Source organism: Mesorhizobium sp. Root157, from assembly GCF_001427385.1.
Classification (GTDB): Bacteria; Pseudomonadota; Alphaproteobacteria; order Rhizobiales; family Rhizobiaceae; genus Mesorhizobium.
Genome location: NZ_LMGJ01000003.1, coordinates 94,329 through 110,932, shown reverse-complemented (window position 1 = coordinate 110,932; position 16,604 = coordinate 94,329). Strand labels below are relative to the sequence as shown.

At 58.7% G+C, this 16,604-nt stretch carries 15 protein-coding genes; 7 read left to right on the top strand and 8 right to left on the bottom strand.

Annotated elements, in window-relative coordinates; genetic code table 11:
• Positions 1–204: 204 nt before the first annotated feature.
• The 8 genes from ASD64_RS03775 to ASD64_RS03740 all read right to left on the bottom strand — a co-directional run bounded on the left by ASD64_RS03775 (position 205) and on the right by ASD64_RS03740 (position 8,400).
• A complete protein-coding gene (locus tag ASD64_RS03775) occupies positions 205–465 on the bottom strand; it encodes a hypothetical protein (protein WP_056100904.1) in 261 nt (86 codons plus the stop codon).
• A gap of 58 nt (positions 466–523) precedes the next feature.
• Positions 524–784 carry a hypothetical protein gene (locus ASD64_RS03770; RefSeq protein ID WP_056100901.1) on the bottom strand — a complete coding sequence of 87 codons (261 nt, stop codon included), beginning with the start codon at positions 782–784 and terminating at the stop codon, positions 524–526.
• Positions 781–2,268 (bottom strand): DNA N-6-adenine-methyltransferase, encoded by a 1,488-nt coding sequence (locus tag ASD64_RS03765; RefSeq protein WP_056100898.1) that lies wholly within the window; start codon positions 2,266–2,268, stop codon positions 781–783. The genes ASD64_RS03770 and ASD64_RS03765 overlap by 4 nt, the downstream gene beginning before the upstream one ends.
• Complete coding sequence (locus tag ASD64_RS03760) at positions 2,265–2,471, bottom strand: helix-turn-helix transcriptional regulator (RefSeq protein WP_056100896.1); 207 nt, start codon at positions 2,469–2,471, stop codon at positions 2,265–2,267. Before ASD64_RS03760 ends, ASD64_RS03765 begins: the two co-directional genes overlap by 4 nt.
• 276 nt (positions 2,472–2,747) lie before the next feature.
• Positions 2,748–3,947, bottom strand: a complete 1,200-nt coding sequence (locus ASD64_RS03755; protein WP_056101522.1) for a tyrosine-type recombinase/integrase — start codon at positions 3,945–3,947, stop codon at positions 2,748–2,750.
• Between the two features lie 294 nt (positions 3,948–4,241).
• Positions 4,242–6,761: a sulfatase-like hydrolase/transferase gene (locus tag ASD64_RS03750; protein WP_082549841.1), complete on the bottom strand. Its 2,520-nt coding sequence runs from the start codon at positions 6,759–6,761 to the stop codon at positions 4,242–4,244.
• A gap of 8 nt (positions 6,762–6,769) precedes the next feature.
• Complete coding sequence (locus ASD64_RS03745) at positions 6,770–8,179, bottom strand: 50S ribosomal protein L11 methyltransferase (RefSeq protein ID WP_056100891.1); 1,410 nt, start codon at positions 8,177–8,179, stop codon at positions 6,770–6,772.
• A complete protein-coding gene (locus ASD64_RS03740) occupies positions 8,179–8,400 on the bottom strand; it encodes a hypothetical protein (RefSeq protein WP_056100888.1) in 222 nt (73 codons plus the stop codon). Before ASD64_RS03740 ends, ASD64_RS03745 begins: the two co-directional genes overlap by 1 nt.
• A gap of 407 nt (positions 8,401–8,807) precedes the next feature.
• Here ASD64_RS03740 and ASD64_RS03735 point away from each other — a divergent pair, with 407 nt between their 5' ends.
• The 7 genes from ASD64_RS03735 to ASD64_RS03705 all read left to right on the top strand — a co-directional run bounded on the left by ASD64_RS03735 (position 8,808) and on the right by ASD64_RS03705 (position 16,406).
• Positions 8,808–10,049, top strand: coding sequence for a septal ring lytic transglycosylase RlpA family protein (locus tag ASD64_RS03735; protein ID WP_056100884.1), 1,242 nt, complete (start codon positions 8,808–8,810; stop codon positions 10,047–10,049).
• Positions 10,050–10,173: 124 nt separating this feature from the next.
• Positions 10,174–11,343 (top strand): D-alanyl-D-alanine carboxypeptidase family protein, encoded by a 1,170-nt coding sequence (locus ASD64_RS03730; RefSeq protein ID WP_200957793.1) that lies wholly within the window; start codon positions 10,174–10,176, stop codon positions 11,341–11,343.
• Positions 11,344–11,431: 88 nt separating this feature from the next.
• Complete coding sequence (tmk, locus tag ASD64_RS03725; protein WP_056101517.1) at positions 11,432–12,106, top strand: dTMP kinase; 675 nt, start codon at positions 11,432–11,434, stop codon at positions 12,104–12,106.
• A complete protein-coding gene (locus ASD64_RS03720) occupies positions 12,103–13,155 on the top strand; it encodes a DNA polymerase III subunit delta' (protein ID WP_056100881.1) in 1,053 nt (350 codons plus the stop codon). Before tmk ends, ASD64_RS03720 begins: the two co-directional genes overlap by 4 nt.
• Before the next feature lie 85 nt (positions 13,156–13,240).
• Positions 13,241–14,791 carry a methionine--tRNA ligase gene (metG, locus tag ASD64_RS03715; RefSeq protein WP_056100876.1) on the top strand — a complete coding sequence of 517 codons (1,551 nt, stop codon included), beginning with the start codon at positions 13,241–13,243 and terminating at the stop codon, positions 14,789–14,791.
• Entirely contained in the window at positions 14,791–15,585 is a 795-nt protein-coding gene (locus tag ASD64_RS03710; protein WP_056100872.1) for a TatD family hydrolase, read from the top strand. Before metG ends, ASD64_RS03710 begins: the two co-directional genes overlap by 1 nt.
• A gap of 2 nt (positions 15,586–15,587) precedes the next feature.
• Entirely contained in the window at positions 15,588–16,406 is an 819-nt protein-coding gene (locus tag ASD64_RS03705; RefSeq protein ID WP_056100869.1) for an MBL fold metallo-hydrolase, read from the top strand.
• Positions 16,407–16,604: the final 198 nt, after the last annotated feature.

The following is a 16,604-nucleotide window of genomic DNA, read 5'->3' as shown; positions in this document are numbered from 1 at the left end:
CCGGGCGTGTTGCCGTGCGCCTCGATAGCACCCACCATGCCGTCAACGTCCCCGATCGCATGGTGGGTGACTGTGCCGGGTACGTCCTTGGCACCTGTTGCCGACGCGTGAAACACGGAGACGACAAGAACGCCAGTCAGTCCTTTTGCCAAGGAATGAAGCATTTCGACATGTGAGCGAATGGGGTCGACAAGGGGATTGGATTTAGTGGCTGAAGCGGTGGTCGGCATTATGGCCCTCGTAAGCTTGAGATGCGTGGTCGGTGATTTCCGCGGCAAGCACGGAATGGAACGTGACCATGTGGCGGCCGTTGGCTTGCGGCGCGGCAATACGCCGGGTGCCATCGGGCCATTGCCGTAGAAGCAGGCCATAGAGCCGCAGTTGCTCGCTTACCTCGACGTCGAAACGCGCGAGATTCTTCTCTCCGCCACCATGCGGCAGCGGTCTAATCGATAGGATTTTCAAAGTTATGGTTCCCGTTGATTTGGTAGTCAGTGCTGGCCGGTATGTGCGGCTCTTATTTTTAGAAGTGCTCGGAAAGCTTTTTCATTGCAGCGCGGATGCTAATCATGTCTCGCGCCTGCTGCGCGCCGTCCACCGGTCCATCCCGAGCCAGGTCGAAATCCAAGCTCAATATTCCATCGCAATAGCCAGTCAGGCTCGCCCATTCCCTAAATGCGGGATCGGGTTTGTAGATCGGATTCCGGTTGGATCGACGCCTCGGTCTACTCGAAGCCATGGCGATTACAGCTTCCCGCAATGCTTTGTTCGGGTCTTCGCTCATGCTGCATCCTCCAGTTCCCATTCCCGGCCCATAGGCGTTCGGACGGGAGGTGCGAAATCTTGAACGGCAGATGCCTGCCGCACCATGTTGACGACATTCCCCACCTCAGAAAACACCTCCGCGAACCGTTCTGGCCGCGGTCCGAAATAGGTGAAGGCCTGCCCCATTGCGGGTGCGGCCTTCTCGCCCTCCGGGTTTTCGAACCGGATGCGGCCTGTGGTGAAGCAGATGGCGTCGGCGTTTTTAAACAGGATGTTGAACCATGCGGTATCGGTGCTGTTGTGCGTCAGGACGATTGCATTGGTGCATCGGCCAGCCTTGTGTTCGGCGATGACCTTCTCGATGAAGTGGACAATCTCCGGCTGACTATACGGCGGGTTCATCCACACTGTACCGTGCCATTCCTTATCCAGGCCATTCGTCTCCTGCGTGTAGAATGTAGCGGCCTTCACGGTGGCTTGTGCTACTGGATTGGATGCAGGGTCGACGTCGATTTGTCCGAGAACTTGCCGGGCAAGCTCGACATAGCGAGCGGGCGTGTACCACTCATTATTGCCGGTGAAGCTGGTTCGGTAGGTGGCTGGACCGGGACTATTCTGGTTAGCAGCGACCAGGGGCCGTCCGACCAGGGCCTCGACCTGCCTCTCTGGTTCGGTCTCTCTTGCCGCCGCCAGCAGCGCGGAACGGTTATTGTCGAGCCCCGCTTCGACCGCAGCAGCCTTCGCTTGGGGCGATAGGGATGCCACCTTGACGGCGCGTCGGGCATCGGGTTCCGATAGTCGTAGTTCACGAGCAGCAGCGCGGACGCCACCTTCCGGTCGACCGGGTTTCGCGTCAGGTTGACGCAAAATGCTTCCGTCTTCGTCATACTCCGTCTGAGCCGCGACCTCGCGCTTGGTCGTGGTCAACACTATCCATCGAGCGATCTGCTCATCACGCTGAAGGGCAGTCAGTTCGGCGCGGTGGAGATTTTCGGCTATCTCGATAAGCTCGGCGTCGAGGTCCGACACGTCCCTGATTTCGATGCACGCAATTTTGCTATGCCCCAGCCGCCGCCAAGCTTCTACCCGATGGCGACCGGCGATAAGAACCGGCACATTGTCTTCCACTTCGCCGTCAATGACGATGCCGTCGCGACGCATGACAATGGGAGGGCTAAGTAGTCCAATCTTTCGAATGGACTCCATTAACCTCACGACACTCTCTTCGCAGAGAACGCGCCTATCGGGCGACATCTGGATGTAGCCGATGTCGTGAACGAAGATGTCAGTTTCCGCATTCTTCTTATAATAGCGTCCGAGCGGAAAGCGCAAAAACCCCTCGGCAGATTCTTCCCGTCTCTGCCACAGCCGGGCGGCCCGCCGCATGGTGTCCGCGTCCATGATCTCGTCGGCGTCATACGCAAGTAAGACTTCCGCATCCGGAACATCTTTCCAGTGCTCGCGCATGGCGATGACTTCCGGAGTAACTTCCTCGTCCGTCATGCCGCCCTCCGCGCAATGCGGTCGGAAATCCATGCCTGGACCTCGCTGCGCACGAAAGCCACGCGGCGCTCGCCCAGAGGAACGGCAAGAGGAAAGTCGCCCGTCGTGCGAAGGCGATTGAGCATGGTCCGGCTCATCGAGGTGAGGCGGCACGCGTCATTCATGGAGACCAGCCGGGGCTGGTTATCATTATCGGGAGTCATGGTGTCCTTCTCTGCGCTGGACAGAATCCAAGCGCATTTCGATTGGGTTGAATTTTCGAGTGAGAAGCCCAGCGGGTAAGCTGGGGTTAGAGGTTGACCGTGAAGCCGAAGCTCCGATGCCAACACCGGGCAACTCGGGCGGGAGAACCCGCAGCAATGGTCGGGCACCACCCCGACAGCCAGCAAACTACTGGCAAGCGATTCCACCACAAAATCGCTATAGTCCCATAAAGCGTGTCTCGGACGGCAAAGTCAAAGGATTTATTTTCAGAAATGCTACATTTTGTCCTTGACTGGTGACTCGGCACTAGATGCGCTACAAAACGTCGCCCAGTCGGTCATCAGAAGGCGACGCTTCTCTATGGCGTCGGATCGGCGGTAAGCCTGTTCCACGGCGTTGCCAACAGTGTGAGCCAGCGCCATTTCTGCAATCTCGCGTGGGTGCGTAGTGCAATCGCCCGCCCAATCGCGGAACATGCTGCGCAGCCCGTGTAGGGTTGCTTTCTTGTCCGGTGACGCTAGCCGCAGGGCCTTCGTCATGGCCGTGTCTGAGACCGGCTTGCCGTCGACGCCTCCGCCGAAGATAAACGGGCCGGTGGCACGTTGGCGCATGATTTCAACTATCTGGAGGGCACGGTCGGAAAGCGGCACGACGTGTTCCTTCCCAGCCTTCATACGCTCGGGCGGGCAAGTCCAAGTCTTGGCATAGACGTCGATCTCATCGAAGAGCGCACCCCGAGCCTCGCCGGTTCGGGCAGCGGTCAAGGTGAGAAACTCCACGGCTCGTGCCGCCGTGCCAGATGATTGCCGAAGCTTCATCATCATTGCGGGTGCAGAAGCGTACGCCAAGGCCGCGTGGTGACCTCGTTTTAGCTTCTGGCGCTTGGGCATTACCTTGTCGAGTAATCCCTTCCATCGGGCAGGGTTGCCTGCTGTACGCCATTCATGGGCGATGCCGTAGTCAATGACTGCCTGTATGCGGGAGCGCAGTCGGTCGGCCGTCTCGGGCCGATCCTGCCAGTGCTCCATGAGGCAATCCTTCACGTCACCCATGACGATATCAGCGACGGGCAGATCATGGAGCGGCTTCGCGTACTCTCGAAGGGTCATCTTCCATTGCGCCGCATGTTTTGGATTTGTCCACTCTGACTCCTTTGCGGAGATCAGGTCTTCCATGCAGTCGGCAAACGTCTTCGGCTTAAGCGGGCGGCGAATGGCCCGAGGGTCTTCACCCCGAGCAAGTTGCTGGCGGATCGCCTCCGCCTTCTCTCGTGCCAGCGCGAGCGACACAGGCGCAGTGCCGCGGCCATATCCGCCAAGGCCTATTTCGACGCGCTCGGTGCCGCGCCGATAGATGAATATCCAGTTCTTCGATCCGCCTTTCTGGACGCGAAGCCAAAGACCGTCTCCATCACCAAGAATGCTTGGCGTGTCGTGAGTTCGAATCCTAGTTTCCGATAACTTGTTTCGTGCCATAATGATCTCCGCCAAACCCATATAGGTTTAACAGTTATCATAACCACCAAGTTGCCCATAGCGATTTTTATAACCTTTTCAGGGGTTAGTTGCCAGAAAAGTTAATAAAAACGGCGGAGCGGCGGGCACCCCATCCGCCAGATCGCATGAACCGATGCGTACCATGTCGACGCCGAGAATAAGGCCGCACTTGCTCATGCGGCCGCAAGCGCGGTTGGAGATGGTGTCGTGCCGTGCGACCACGAGGCTCTCTACGTCAAGCCGCGCGTCAGCTTCAGGCCGCAATTCGCGGCTTCACTTGCCCGAGTCGCGCAATTCTCCAACCGCGCCAGAAGGCGTAATTGCAAAAGCGCGTAGGGAGCTAGGGGCCAGTGAGTCGCCTTTGAAAGGACACTGCGTTGAAAATCCACTCGCCGCGACATCAGATGACTTGAATGCCTCAGCCACATCGACACGATTGACGGTCGGGCTAACTGCACACGCAAATTCACCATTGATGAAAGCCACTACCAATTTTGCAGGCTGCAACTTGTCGATTTCCGCCGACCATCCTGCCAGTGTGATGGTGGAGCCGTCCACCTCTGCGATGTCCACTGTGCCAAATGTCTTGCCCGTTACTATGGGGTAAGCTTCCCCGCCGGATGACAATAGCAGATCGGATCCATCTGCCTTGCTCTCGAGCGAATATCTTTCCGATGTGGTGCCGATTGGGATAAATCCAAGCTCGTCGCTTGGGTCGATAACAAAGGCTGTCAAAATATTCCGGCCATCGGTGAACGAGTTTTGCGGGAGCAGAGTCAGGATCCGCTGTGTATCATTGATATCCTTGTACGCAGGGGTAACGGCGGCGATTTTTCCATTCAAGGCAAGAGCAATCCATGCCTTTTCCTCTGAATGCAAACCAATGACTTCGCTGGACACAAGAGCAGGTATGTAGCCGTTGCGAGTATCGATGGCCTCGAACGCTGAAAAATTCTGAGTCAACCGAAGGCCGTCTCCGGGAGGGGGTTCTGCAACGTCGAGTGATCGGGTATCCGTCCCCAGCAGTCTGTTGTACGGGCTGGAAATCGACAGATCGGCTAGCGAGGTTCCGGAGCCAAAGGTTTTTGCCTGCCAATCGAGCAACGGCGTGCCAACTATAACGTTTCTGTCAAACTTGAACGTCTCATCCTGGAATTGAACGTTCAGGACGTCACTTTCCGTTCGATTCTTGGCGAAAACGGATTCACCATCGAAAGTCCAATCGACATCGATGCCCAGCACGTCGGCGATCGTCGGGACTATGTCGATGTTGGAGACGAGCATCGGATTGACGCCGCCGCTCTTCTGCCCCGGGGTTTTGATGAAAAGCGGCACATGCAATACGTCCGCATTCTTTTCCGTGAGCGCTCGGGAGTTGACATTGGCGGTAAACGCCCGGCCATGATCACCTGTAATGACAATCAGCGCTTTATCGTAAATGCCCACGTCCTTCAGGCGCTGCATCAACTCGCCGACAAGTGAATCAACAAGCCCGACCTGCATCAAATATCTGGAATACGCGACGTCGATGACATGTTGGTCGGCGGTCCAAACGTCATGGGTCAATCCGATATCCGAGACGCCTTGATAAAATGCCCCGTCCGGGAAGAATTGATATGGTTGATGCGGCAGCAGTAAATGTATGAAATCCAGCCGCTTTTCGCCGCCATTTATGGAAGAGATGAAATCTCTAAATGTTGCAAGGCGTGACCTGTTCGCATTCTTTTTAAATGTCTCGATCAGCAACTTCTCTTGATCTACCGAGACGTCATGGCTTTCCGCACTTGCTTCTCGAGGAGCTGCGCCCGCCTGGAAATTATTCCATCCGGCATCAAGGGGAGGCAGAATCTCCGCTGCCAATGCGCGTGGAAAGATGGCGTGTTGAAAGGCGACATATATATCCGAAGCAAAACTTGAAGGGTCAAACGCCTCCTTCTTCGCAGTGCACATTGTGGATGAGCACAGGGAGGTCAAAGTTTCATGGACGTTCAGTGAATAACTGCCACCCAGCATCGTAAACAGGTTTTTGGGATGCGTTTTGTATGTCGGGGCGTCCTTTTCACGGCTTGGTAGCGCCCCAGTCAGGATTGCCGGGACGGCAAATTGCGTTTGCGGATGTGTTGAAGTGGCATGCGGGAACCACCAGCCACTTTTTGACAGCTCTGCAAAATGCGGAAATCGCACCGCATCTATCTCGCCATTTTCCTTAAGAAGAGCCGTCGGATTGAATTCGTCAAATATTACGAAGATCACCGGCGCAGTCGAATTTGACGCATCTACCTGCACAATTTGCGCATTTTCATCGGAAAATGCTTTGGATACCGGAGACATGAACAGGAAGTGCAATGGAAAAAGCACTGAGCCGATTGCCAGGATGCTGACCAGCCGCCTTGCGGTCATCGATCGCGCATAGAGGGCTACGCATATCGTCGCAGCCATGGTCGCCAGCACAACCGGCGTGACCACGGCGTCGCCGAAGAAGCGATTTACCGTCTGCAGGGCCAGCACAACCAGAAGCGCCCAAACCACGCCGAGGTGAATGCCCCGCTGCATCGGCAGGCTAACCAGGCGCACGAGCGCCTCTACAAGTATGACCGCAAGAGGCAGGCCAACCGAGAGGACGAATACGAATGCGGTGATATCCAGGGAACTTGCGTTGTGAGCCACCAGGAATTCAGGCCCGCCGGCGAGTGCACTATAGATTGGCTGGGCAACAGCGATCCCGACAAGCGCAAAAATGTGCAGCACCTCAACCCAGAACGGTCGAGATGCAGATGTTCCAGACACGTCCATGAGCCAGCCTATCTTGATGCAGTTCGGTCATAGCGATACAGAGTTCGACCGGACTCCGAGATGACCTGCTTCCCGACGATTACTGCCCTTCGGCCTATCGCTTCCTCAAACGCGGCCTCGTGATAATCGGGGAAAATGTCCTCCCGAAGCGCCAACATCTTTTGAACCGTGCTGTCGGCCTTTGGAACGAACTCGATTATCCCGACAGGCGCCAGGCCGATCAGCCAGTCGACGACATCATGCAGGGGAACATTTCGCCCGATCGCCAAATGATGCTCGAACGCCAGTGCAATCAAGGCATCGGCGTTTGCCCGCTCGGCAAAACCCCGGCGCTCGCTTTGCCGCCACCCTTGGCTGGGGCTTGGGTTGGCTGCGTCAAGCCAAAGCGGCAGGAAATTGAGCTTCTGTTTTTGCGATCGCGAAAAAGCGATGTCGACCGCAGTCTGGTCAAAGTCGAATCCGATGACATAGCCGGCTCCACCGTCAAGAGCGGCGACCGAATAGTCACCAGTGTTGCAGCCCAGATCAATCAACCGTCCAGGCTTGGCCGAGGCCGCGAATTCCTCGATCGCGATCCGCTTGGCGTCGGCTTCCTTGTCAGTGTAGGTGTGCGTCGTGGCATATTCGCCCCAAACAGTTTTGCCGGTGTCGGCCGGTTCGAGACCGGCGATCCAATTTCGAAGCTGCACCAGAAAACCATTGTAGCCGGTTCGCGACAGGGACTTGCTCGATTTCGCCTTGTCGATGGACGCCTCAGGCGCATTGAGCGCGCGCCGCTCGAGACCGGCCTGCATGAGCACCTGGCTGACGATGTTCCAGGACAAGCGCTTCCTGAACGGCAGCATCTTGGCCAGGTGAAGGGTCGGCACCCCCTCGAGAGAGCCTCGAAACCAGGCATTGTGCGGAACACCGAGGAGCGCCCGCAGTAATAGCGGATTCAGGAACTGTTCGCAGAACTGACGGTGTCCGTGCCAGAATTCGCCTTCGCGGTAAGGCCGCAACGACAGCAAGTCGATGAAGACGGGCTTCGAGTTCACGAACTGGACGTTGTAAGCGGATGCGTCTGACAGGACCACGTCGCGCTTCAGGAGTTCGATTTGCATGTCCAGATGGAGAAGTGCCGCCGCTTTCAACTGCGCGAAGGACCATTCGTACGGATAGGATATGTACGGTATCCTTGAATGTTCGATCACGTAGGCTGCGTGCCTGAGCTCGTCCGGCCAGTTTTCCGGCTGGACCTCGACGCTATCCACCAGGCTGCCAGCGGCTATGAGTTCGCGCAGAACCCCGGCATCGCGGACCGCTTCATATGCCTTTCGAGCGCGCTCGGTGACGGTCCTCAGAATATTCTGACCGCTGTCGTACACGCTGCCGGAAGGGTCGCGAAACGATCCCGTATCAAGTGCCAGACCGGGCATCAATGATCAGACTTGTCGTTTTTTTTGCCGAACCTTGTCTGGATGGCATGCTTCAGGCGCTGGTAGTTGAGAGATATTACGGCGCCGGCTGCCGCTATCCCTCCGATCAGGCCTTGTAGCAGCATGCTTGCCGTGCCGGGATCGAGATATGCATAGGCAGGTCGAGACGTGACCGCGATGCACATGACGAACAACGAGATGGCGGCGAATAGTTTGGACATAGCGTTCTCCCTGGCCCCCCAGGGTAGCTGAGGTGTGACCGCTCAGCATTAGCCCGCTCTAACTTGATCGGTCGGAACTATCAACACAGGATTTAGATCACGTTGATTTTGTGGCGGTTTTCGGCACAACTAAATGGTCGGCTAGGTAAAATTCCGTGATCGGTTTTGGAGAAAAATCCGTCTCGGCCACCATGTCGATTCGCCATAATTGCAGATATGCATGCGGCTTTGAGAGCGGAGCAAGCCCTTGCCACAATGCTGCCGGGTTCCCGTCACAATCGGTTAATAAGGAAATAAGCAATTCCTGCGCAAATGAGGGTGCGGATCAAGGAAGCGGGTAGTTTCGGCAAGGCGTTCGCTGGTTGTGGCGAAACAATTCTGACGGAACCTACAGGGGATAATCTTACATGCAGGCTGTGGCGCGACCGCGTCTTCGTCGCACTATCACGATCGTGTCGTTTACGGCATGTGCAGCTCTGCTTGCCGGCTGTGGAACGCCGCAGCCGAAGTCGGTTGCGCAGCAGGTCCGCTCGAAGGAATATTTTCCCGAATCCAAGTATGGCGTGAAGGCAAGCCCGCGCGTTGCGTTCGGCCGTGACGGAATCAAGCGGGGAGGCGGCCGCGACCAGTTGGGCAAGCCCTACCAGGTTGCCGGCAAGTGGTATTACCCCAAGGAAGACCGGAGATACTCCAAGGTCGGCTCGGCCTCCTGGTATGGCGACGCCTTCCATGGCCGCCTCACGGCCAATGGCGAAATCTACGACACTGCGCATCTGACAGCCGCGCATCCCACCATGCCGCTGCCCAGTTATGCCCGCGTCACCAATACGGCCAACGGCAGTTCGGTCATCGTGCGCGTCAACGATCGCGGTCCCTACCACGGAAACCGCATCATCGACCTTTCCAAGCGTGCTGCCGAAATGCTCGACTACGCCAGCATCGGAACCGCCAAGGTCAAAGTCGACTATATCGGGCGCGCGCCATTGGACGGCGATGACGACCAGTATCTGATGGCTTCCTACAATCCAGGCAACCGGCCGAACGATCCTTCGGTCGGCTTGCCGACAGGGGTCATGATCGCCATGAACGGCTCGACACCCAGCGCGGCGTTCGCCGCGCCCGCGGTCCCGTTCCCGGGGCAACTGGTCGATTCCGCAGCCGCTCAACCGACTTTCATGACGGCACAGGCGTCGTCTGTCGGATTCGTAGTCCTGCCCGATTTCGGACCGATTGTCCCTCAAAGGCCGGATGTGAACCTGCCGGCACAGACGCCGTTCACCATCGCGACGCTGTCTTACGCGGATAAACGCATCGAAGCGGCTGCCGGTGCATTCGCCGTGCTGGACAATGCAAGGATGACACCGGCGGATGTCACTTCATCCTGGAAGCGGCTCAATAAAAGCAAGGCTGACGGTGCCCGCCTGACCCTCGACTATGTCGCCGCCGGCTCCTTCGACAAAGCTGGCGATGCCATGCGCGTGGCGGATCAACTCCGGGCATTTGGCCGGGTCGAGGTTCAAAAAGCCGAACTCGACGGCAAGCTGTGGCACTCGGTCAACCTTTACTCGAATGGCCAGGCTGGGCTCGACGCAATGCTCGAGGCGGCGTGGACGCACGGAGCGCCCGACGCGCTGGTGGTGCGCAACTGATCGATCGGTCGTTCGGTAATGCGCATACGGCGCCGGGCAGGTATCATCATCGGTTGATTTGCAGGGCAGGGGGCTGATAGCTTCCGACATCCCGCCGCTTGCGACCGAACAGGGCAATTCTTCGATGACAAAGGGTCTTCGCACACCGATTGCCGGTTTGTTGGCTGTTGCGCTGTTTATGGCCGTGGCCGTGAACGAAGCCGCCGCACAACTGTTCGAGACCAAGGCCACGCAGGCCTTCATGATCGATGCGGAAACCGGCACCGTGTTGTTTTCCAAGGACGCCGATGCGGCGATCCAACCGGCTTCGCTTGCCAAACTCATGACCCTGGAACTGGCCTTCAAGGCCATCAAGTCCGGCCGGCTTACCCGGGAAGACACTTTTGTGGTCAGCGAGAATGCATGGCGCACCGGCGGCGCGCCTTCCGGAACATCGACGATGTTCGCGGCGGTGAAGTCGACCATCCGGCTGGAGGACCTGCTTCGCGGCATTGCCGTGCAGTCGGCCAATGACGGCTGCATCGTGATTGCGGAAGGCGTTGCCGGATCGGAAACCAACTTCGCCTTGCAGATGACCGAACGCGCCCGTGAAATCGGCCTTGCGAAATCGACCTTCGTCAACTCCACTGGCTTGCCTGCGGACGGCCAGATGACAACTGTTAGGGAACTGGCGCAGCTATCCCACCATCTTTGGCGCGAATACCCGGACCTCTTTCGCTATTTTGGCGAGAGGGATTTCACTTGGAACAAGATTTCACAACGCAATCGCAATCCGCTCCTAGCCATGGAGATCGGTGCGGACGGGTTGGCGGTGGGGGCAAGTGAGCAGAACGGCTTCGGCATCGTCGGGTCCGTGGCGCAGGGCGGCAAGCGCGTGATCGCGGCCATGAGCGGCCTCGCTTCGGACCGCGAGCGTGCGGAAGAGGCGCGTAAATTGCTTGAATGGGGCCTGCGCTCATTCGAAAAGACCGAGATATTCGCGGCCGGCGAGGTGGCGGGCGAGGCGCAGGTGTATGGCGGCACGCGGCCCGGCGTTGCGTTGAAAGCCAAGGGGCCGATCGACATATTCCTGCCGATCACCAACCGCGACAAGGTGACGGCCCGCATCATCTATCAGGGACCGCTTTCGGCGCCTGTCGAAGAAGGCCAGCCCGTCGGCACGCTGCGCGTGTGGATCGGCGATACGTTGAGCCAGGAAACCCCGCTCTTTGCCGCTGAGACTATCGAAGTCGGCACGCTGCAAAGCCGCGCGCTCGATGCGGTCACGGAACTGGCGGTCGGCTGGCTGCGTTAGACTGAGCGCTGACGGAGGTGTCCATGGCGTGGACCTTTCGATCTGCCCGCACTATGACGAAGACGACAACAGGACGAAGCGTCTGCCAGTGGCGAATGGGTTTTTCATAACTTTCGAAGGTGGCGAGGGGGCTGGCAAGTCAACCCAGATCGAGCGGCTTGCTGCCAAGCTGCGCGCCAAGAAGTACGATATCCTCGTCACGCGAGAGCCGGGCGGCTCGCCCGGCGCGGAAGCGGTGCGCCATGTGTTGCTGTCTGGCGCCGCCGAGCCGTTCGGACCCAAGATGGAAGCGCTGCTGTTTGCTGCCGCTCGCTCCGACCATGTCGAGCAGGTCATCCGGCCGGCCATCGAACGCGGCTCCATCGTGCTTTGCGATCGCTTCATCGATTCCTCGCGGGTCTATCAGGGCGTGACAGGCGGGCTCGACCCGGCCTTCATGGAAGTCGTGGAGCGGGTTTCGATCAACGGCATGGTGCCGGATATGACGCTGATCCTTGACATCGACCCGGCCGAGGGCCTGAAGCGGGCGGCGGTTCGTCGCTCTCCCAACGACGTTCCGGACCGTTTCGAAAAGGAAACCGTGGCCGTTCACCAGCAGCGCCGTGAAGCGTTCTTGGCGATTGCCGCGGCAGAGCCCGGGCGCTGCATCGTGATCGATGCGTCGAAGCCGCCGAGCGAGGTGGAAGACGCCATAACCGCGGCTGTGTTCAGCGGGCTGGAGGCGCATATGCCTGGCTGTGTCAGGCAGGCGGCGCCCGCATGATCTTCGAGCGGATCGCTCCCGAACAGCACGACACGTTGGACGGTGTGCCTGAGCCTTCCGAGACGGCGCGCCTTGTCGGCCACATGGACGCGGCCGATATGCTGATCGCCGCCTATCGTGCCGGCAAGATGCCGCATGCGCTGATCTTCGTCGGTCCCGTCGGCATCGGCAAGGCGACGCTGGCGTTCCATCTTGCAAACCATTTGCTGAAATATCCGCGCAACGAGGCTTCCCCCGAGACGCTTGCGGTGCCGGATCCGGCATCGTCCCTGTTTCGGCAGGTCGCGCAGGGTGCGCATCCATCGGTGCTGCATCTCACCCGGCCGTTCAACGAAAAGACCAAGACCTATAAATCGGTGGTCACGGTCGACGAGATCCGCAAGGTCAGCAGTTTCCTGTCGTTGACCTCGCATGACGGCGGCTACCGGGTCGTCATCGTCGATCCGGCGGACGACATGAATACCAGCGCTGCCAATGCCTTGCTCAAGAATCTTGAGGAGCCGCCGACGCGCACGCTGTTCATCCTGATCGTGCACGCGCCAGGCTCGCTGTTGCCGACCATTCGCTCGCGCTGCCAGATCGTGCGGCTTGCACCGCTCGATACAGACAGTCTTGTGAGCGTCCTCAGCGCCATCGAACCGGCAGCCGCTGAACCTTCCGCACAGGCGGCGCTGGCCGAGCGGGCAGGGGGCAGCGTGCGCAATGCGATCCTGCTCAGCCAATATGGCGGACTGGAGATCGCCGAAGCGTTGGATCAACTTGCCCGGTCAAGGCTTGCGGGCACCGGCGAGGCGCACCGTCTCGCCGATGCCGTTGCCGGTCGCGACCGGGCCATTCCCTTTGATATCTTCAACCGCCGCGCCCTCGATCTCCTTTCGGCAAGCGCCAGCGAGGCCGCATTGGCCGGCGATCTTGGCCGCGCCAAAGCGCTAACGGACACTTGGCAGGATGCGCGCGAAGCGATAATTGAAACCGAGACCTATAATCTCGACAAGAAGCAACATGCGCTTACGATGATCGACCGCCTGAATTCCGCACTGCGAATGTGAAGCTCGGTTTGCTTCGGGATGGCGTTCGCCGCCCCGATGCGATATCCACCGCCCATTCCTTCCCGCAGGCTCTCACGGTCCTTTCATGTCACGCGACACTTTCTACATCACCACGGCGATTTCCTATCCCAATGGCAAGCCGCATATCGGCCATGCCTATGAACTCATTGCCACCGATGCGCTCGCCCGCTTCCAGCGCCTCGACGGCAAGGATGTGTTCTTCCTTACCGGTACCGACGAGCACGGCATCAAGATGCTGCAGACGGCCAAGAAGGAAGGCATATCGGCGCGCGAACTCGCCGACCGCAATGCCGCCGAATTCAAGCGCATGGCCATAGCGCTGAACGCCTCCAATGACGACTTCATCCGTACCACCGAGGACCGCCACTACGCAGCCTCCCAGGCGATCTGGAAAGCGATGGCGGCCAACGGCGACATCTACAAGGGCGGCTATGCCGGCTGGTATTCGGTGCGCGATGAAGCCTATTACGGCGAGGAAGAGACTGAAGTCCGCGCCGACAATGTCCGCTACGGCCCGCAGGGAACCCCGGTCGAGTGGGTCGAGGAGGAAAGCTATTTCTTCCGGCTGTCGGCCTATCAGGACAAGCTTCTGGACCTTTATGCGAGCCAGCCCGGATTCATCGGGCCTGCCGAACGGCGCAATGAAGTCACAAGCTTCGTCAGGTCGGGCCTCAAGGATCTTTCGGTCTCCCGCACGACGTTCGACTGGGGCGTGCCTGTGCCCGGCGACGAAAAGCATGTCATGTATGTGTGGGTCGATGCGCTCACGAACTACATTACAGGCACAGGCTATCCCGATGAAAACGATGGAAAATGGCGTTTCTGGCCTGCCGATGCGCACATCATCGGCAAGGACATCGTTCGCTTCCATGCCGTCTATTGGCCGGCGTTCCTGATGTCTGCCGGCATCGAATTGCCGAAGCGGGTTTTCGGGCACGGCTTCCTGTTCAACAGGGGCGAGAAGATGTCGAAGTCGCTCGGCAACGTCATCGACCCGTTCACCATGGTCGAACACTACGGGCTCGACCAGGTGCGCTACTTCTTCCTGCGCGAGGTGCCTTTCGGCCAGGACGGCAGCTACAGCCACGAAGCCATCGTCAACCGCACCAACGCTGACCTTGCCAACGATCTCGGCAATCTGGCGCAGCGCTCGCTGTCGATGATCGCCAAGAATTGCGATGGCCTCGTGCCGGCGCGTGGCGATCTGGCGGATGCGGACAAGGCAATTCTGGAGCAGGCAGGCGAAGCGCTGGTCACGGCGCGCGCGGCGATGGCGGAGCAGGGGATACATCTGGCATTGGCCGCGATCTTTGCAGTGGTGGCGGAAGCCAACCGCTACTTCGCGGCGCAAGAGCCGTGGGCGCTCAAGAAGACCGATCCGGCGCGCATGGAAACGGTATTGTGGACCACTGCCGAAACGATCCGGCGCGTGGCGATCATGTGCCAGCCTTATATCCCGGATTCGGCCACCAAACTGCTCGACATACTGGCAGTGGCTGAGGATGCACGATCGTTCGCACATGTCGCCGAAGCTTATGCACTGGAATCCGGTACGGCGCTGCCAGCGCCACAACCGGTGTTTCCGCGCTATGTCGAGCAGGAAGCCAGCGCCTGATGCTTGTCGACAGCCATTGTCATCTGGATTTCCCGGATTTTGCCGAGGAGCGTGAGGCCATCGTCGCCCGCGCCAAGGCTGCTGGCGTCAGGCGAATGGTAACGATCTCGACTCGCGTCAGAAAATTCGACCAGATCATTGAAATAGCTGAATCTTTCGACGAAGTCTTTTGCTCGGTCGGCACGCACCCTCATAATGCGGCCGAAGAACTCGATGTTGCGGCGGAGGAACTCGTACGGCTGGCGTCGCATCCCAAGGTCGTGGCCATCGGCGAAGCCGGCCTCGACTATCACTATGACTACGCGCCGCGCGAAGCCCAGGTCCAGGGCTTCCGCACGCATATAGCGGCTGCACGCGAAACAGGCTTGCCGCTGGTGATCCATGCGCGCAGCGCTGACGGCGATGTCGCCGCGATACTTGAGGACGAGACAGGGAAGGGTGCCTTCCCCTTCATTCTGCATTGTTTTTCGTCAGGTCGCAGGCTGGCTGAAGTTGGCGTGGCACTGGGCGGTTACATATCGTTTTCCGGCATACTGACGTTCAAGAACTCAGCAGAACTGCGCGAGATCGCCGCCGGCGTGCCGCATGACCGGCTTCTGGTCGAGACAGACGCGCCATATCTGGCCCCGGTGCCGCATCGCGGCAAGCGCAACGAACCTGCCTTTGTGGCGCATACGGCAGCGGTTCTGGCCGAGACGATAGGCGTCGGTAACGACGACATCGCCGCGCTGACCACCGACAACTTCTTCAATCTTTTCAAGAAGATGCCTCGACCTGACGCGCCGGGCGTCTGAGCGTGTCGGACCTGCTGCGCCTCACCATATTGGGTTGCGGATCGTCACCGGGCGTACCGCGCATTACTGGTGATTGGGGCAACTGCGACCCGAAAAACCCCAAGAACCGTCGTATGCGAACCTCCGCAATGGTTCAGCGTATCGCCGCGGACGGCAAGAAGACGACCGTCATAATCGATACTGGGCCGGATTTCCGTTCCCAGATGCTGATGGCGGGCGTCAAACACATCGATGCGGTGCTTTACACGCATCCGCATGCCGACCACATCCATGGCATCGACGATTTGCGCGGCTACGTGCTGGAACAGCGGCGCCTGATCGACATCTATGCGGATCAACATACAATGCAACGCTTGCGCGAGGCATTCGGCTATTGTTTCGAAACGCCGCCGGGCAGTTCATATCCGCCGATTCTTTGGGCTCGGAACATCGATCATGACCGACCGGTCGTCATCGAAGGCGAGGGCGGCGCCCTCTCCTTTGAACCGTTGCCGCAAGTGCATGGCGACATTGTTTCGCTCGGTTTCCGGATCGGCACACTGGCCTATTGTCCTGATGTCAGCGACTTCCCGGAAGCGACCGTCAGGCGCTTGCAGGATGTGGATATGCTGGTCATCGATGCCTTGCAGTACCGGACCCATCCAAGCCATTTTTCGCTCCATCAGGCTCTCGAATGGATAACCAGGCTGAAGCCGGCCCGGGCCGTGCTCACGCACATGCACGTGCCGTTGGACTATGAAACGGTTTTGGCCGAAACGCCGGCGCATGTCGAACCAGCCTATGACGGCATGGTTCTCGAACTGCCTTATGGATCAAACTGATACCGCCAGATTCTAATGCATGTCACCCGAAAGAGGGAACCGGTTTCGGGATAACGACATGCATGGAAACAGGTCCTTAGAGCGCGCCAGCGAATCTGAAAATGACGGCTCTAAGGAGTGTTGCTCGATATTGATGTACCCGTCAGTTCCATAATATATCTTATGCGACTTTTAGACAGGGCGAACCCCTGCGTGGCC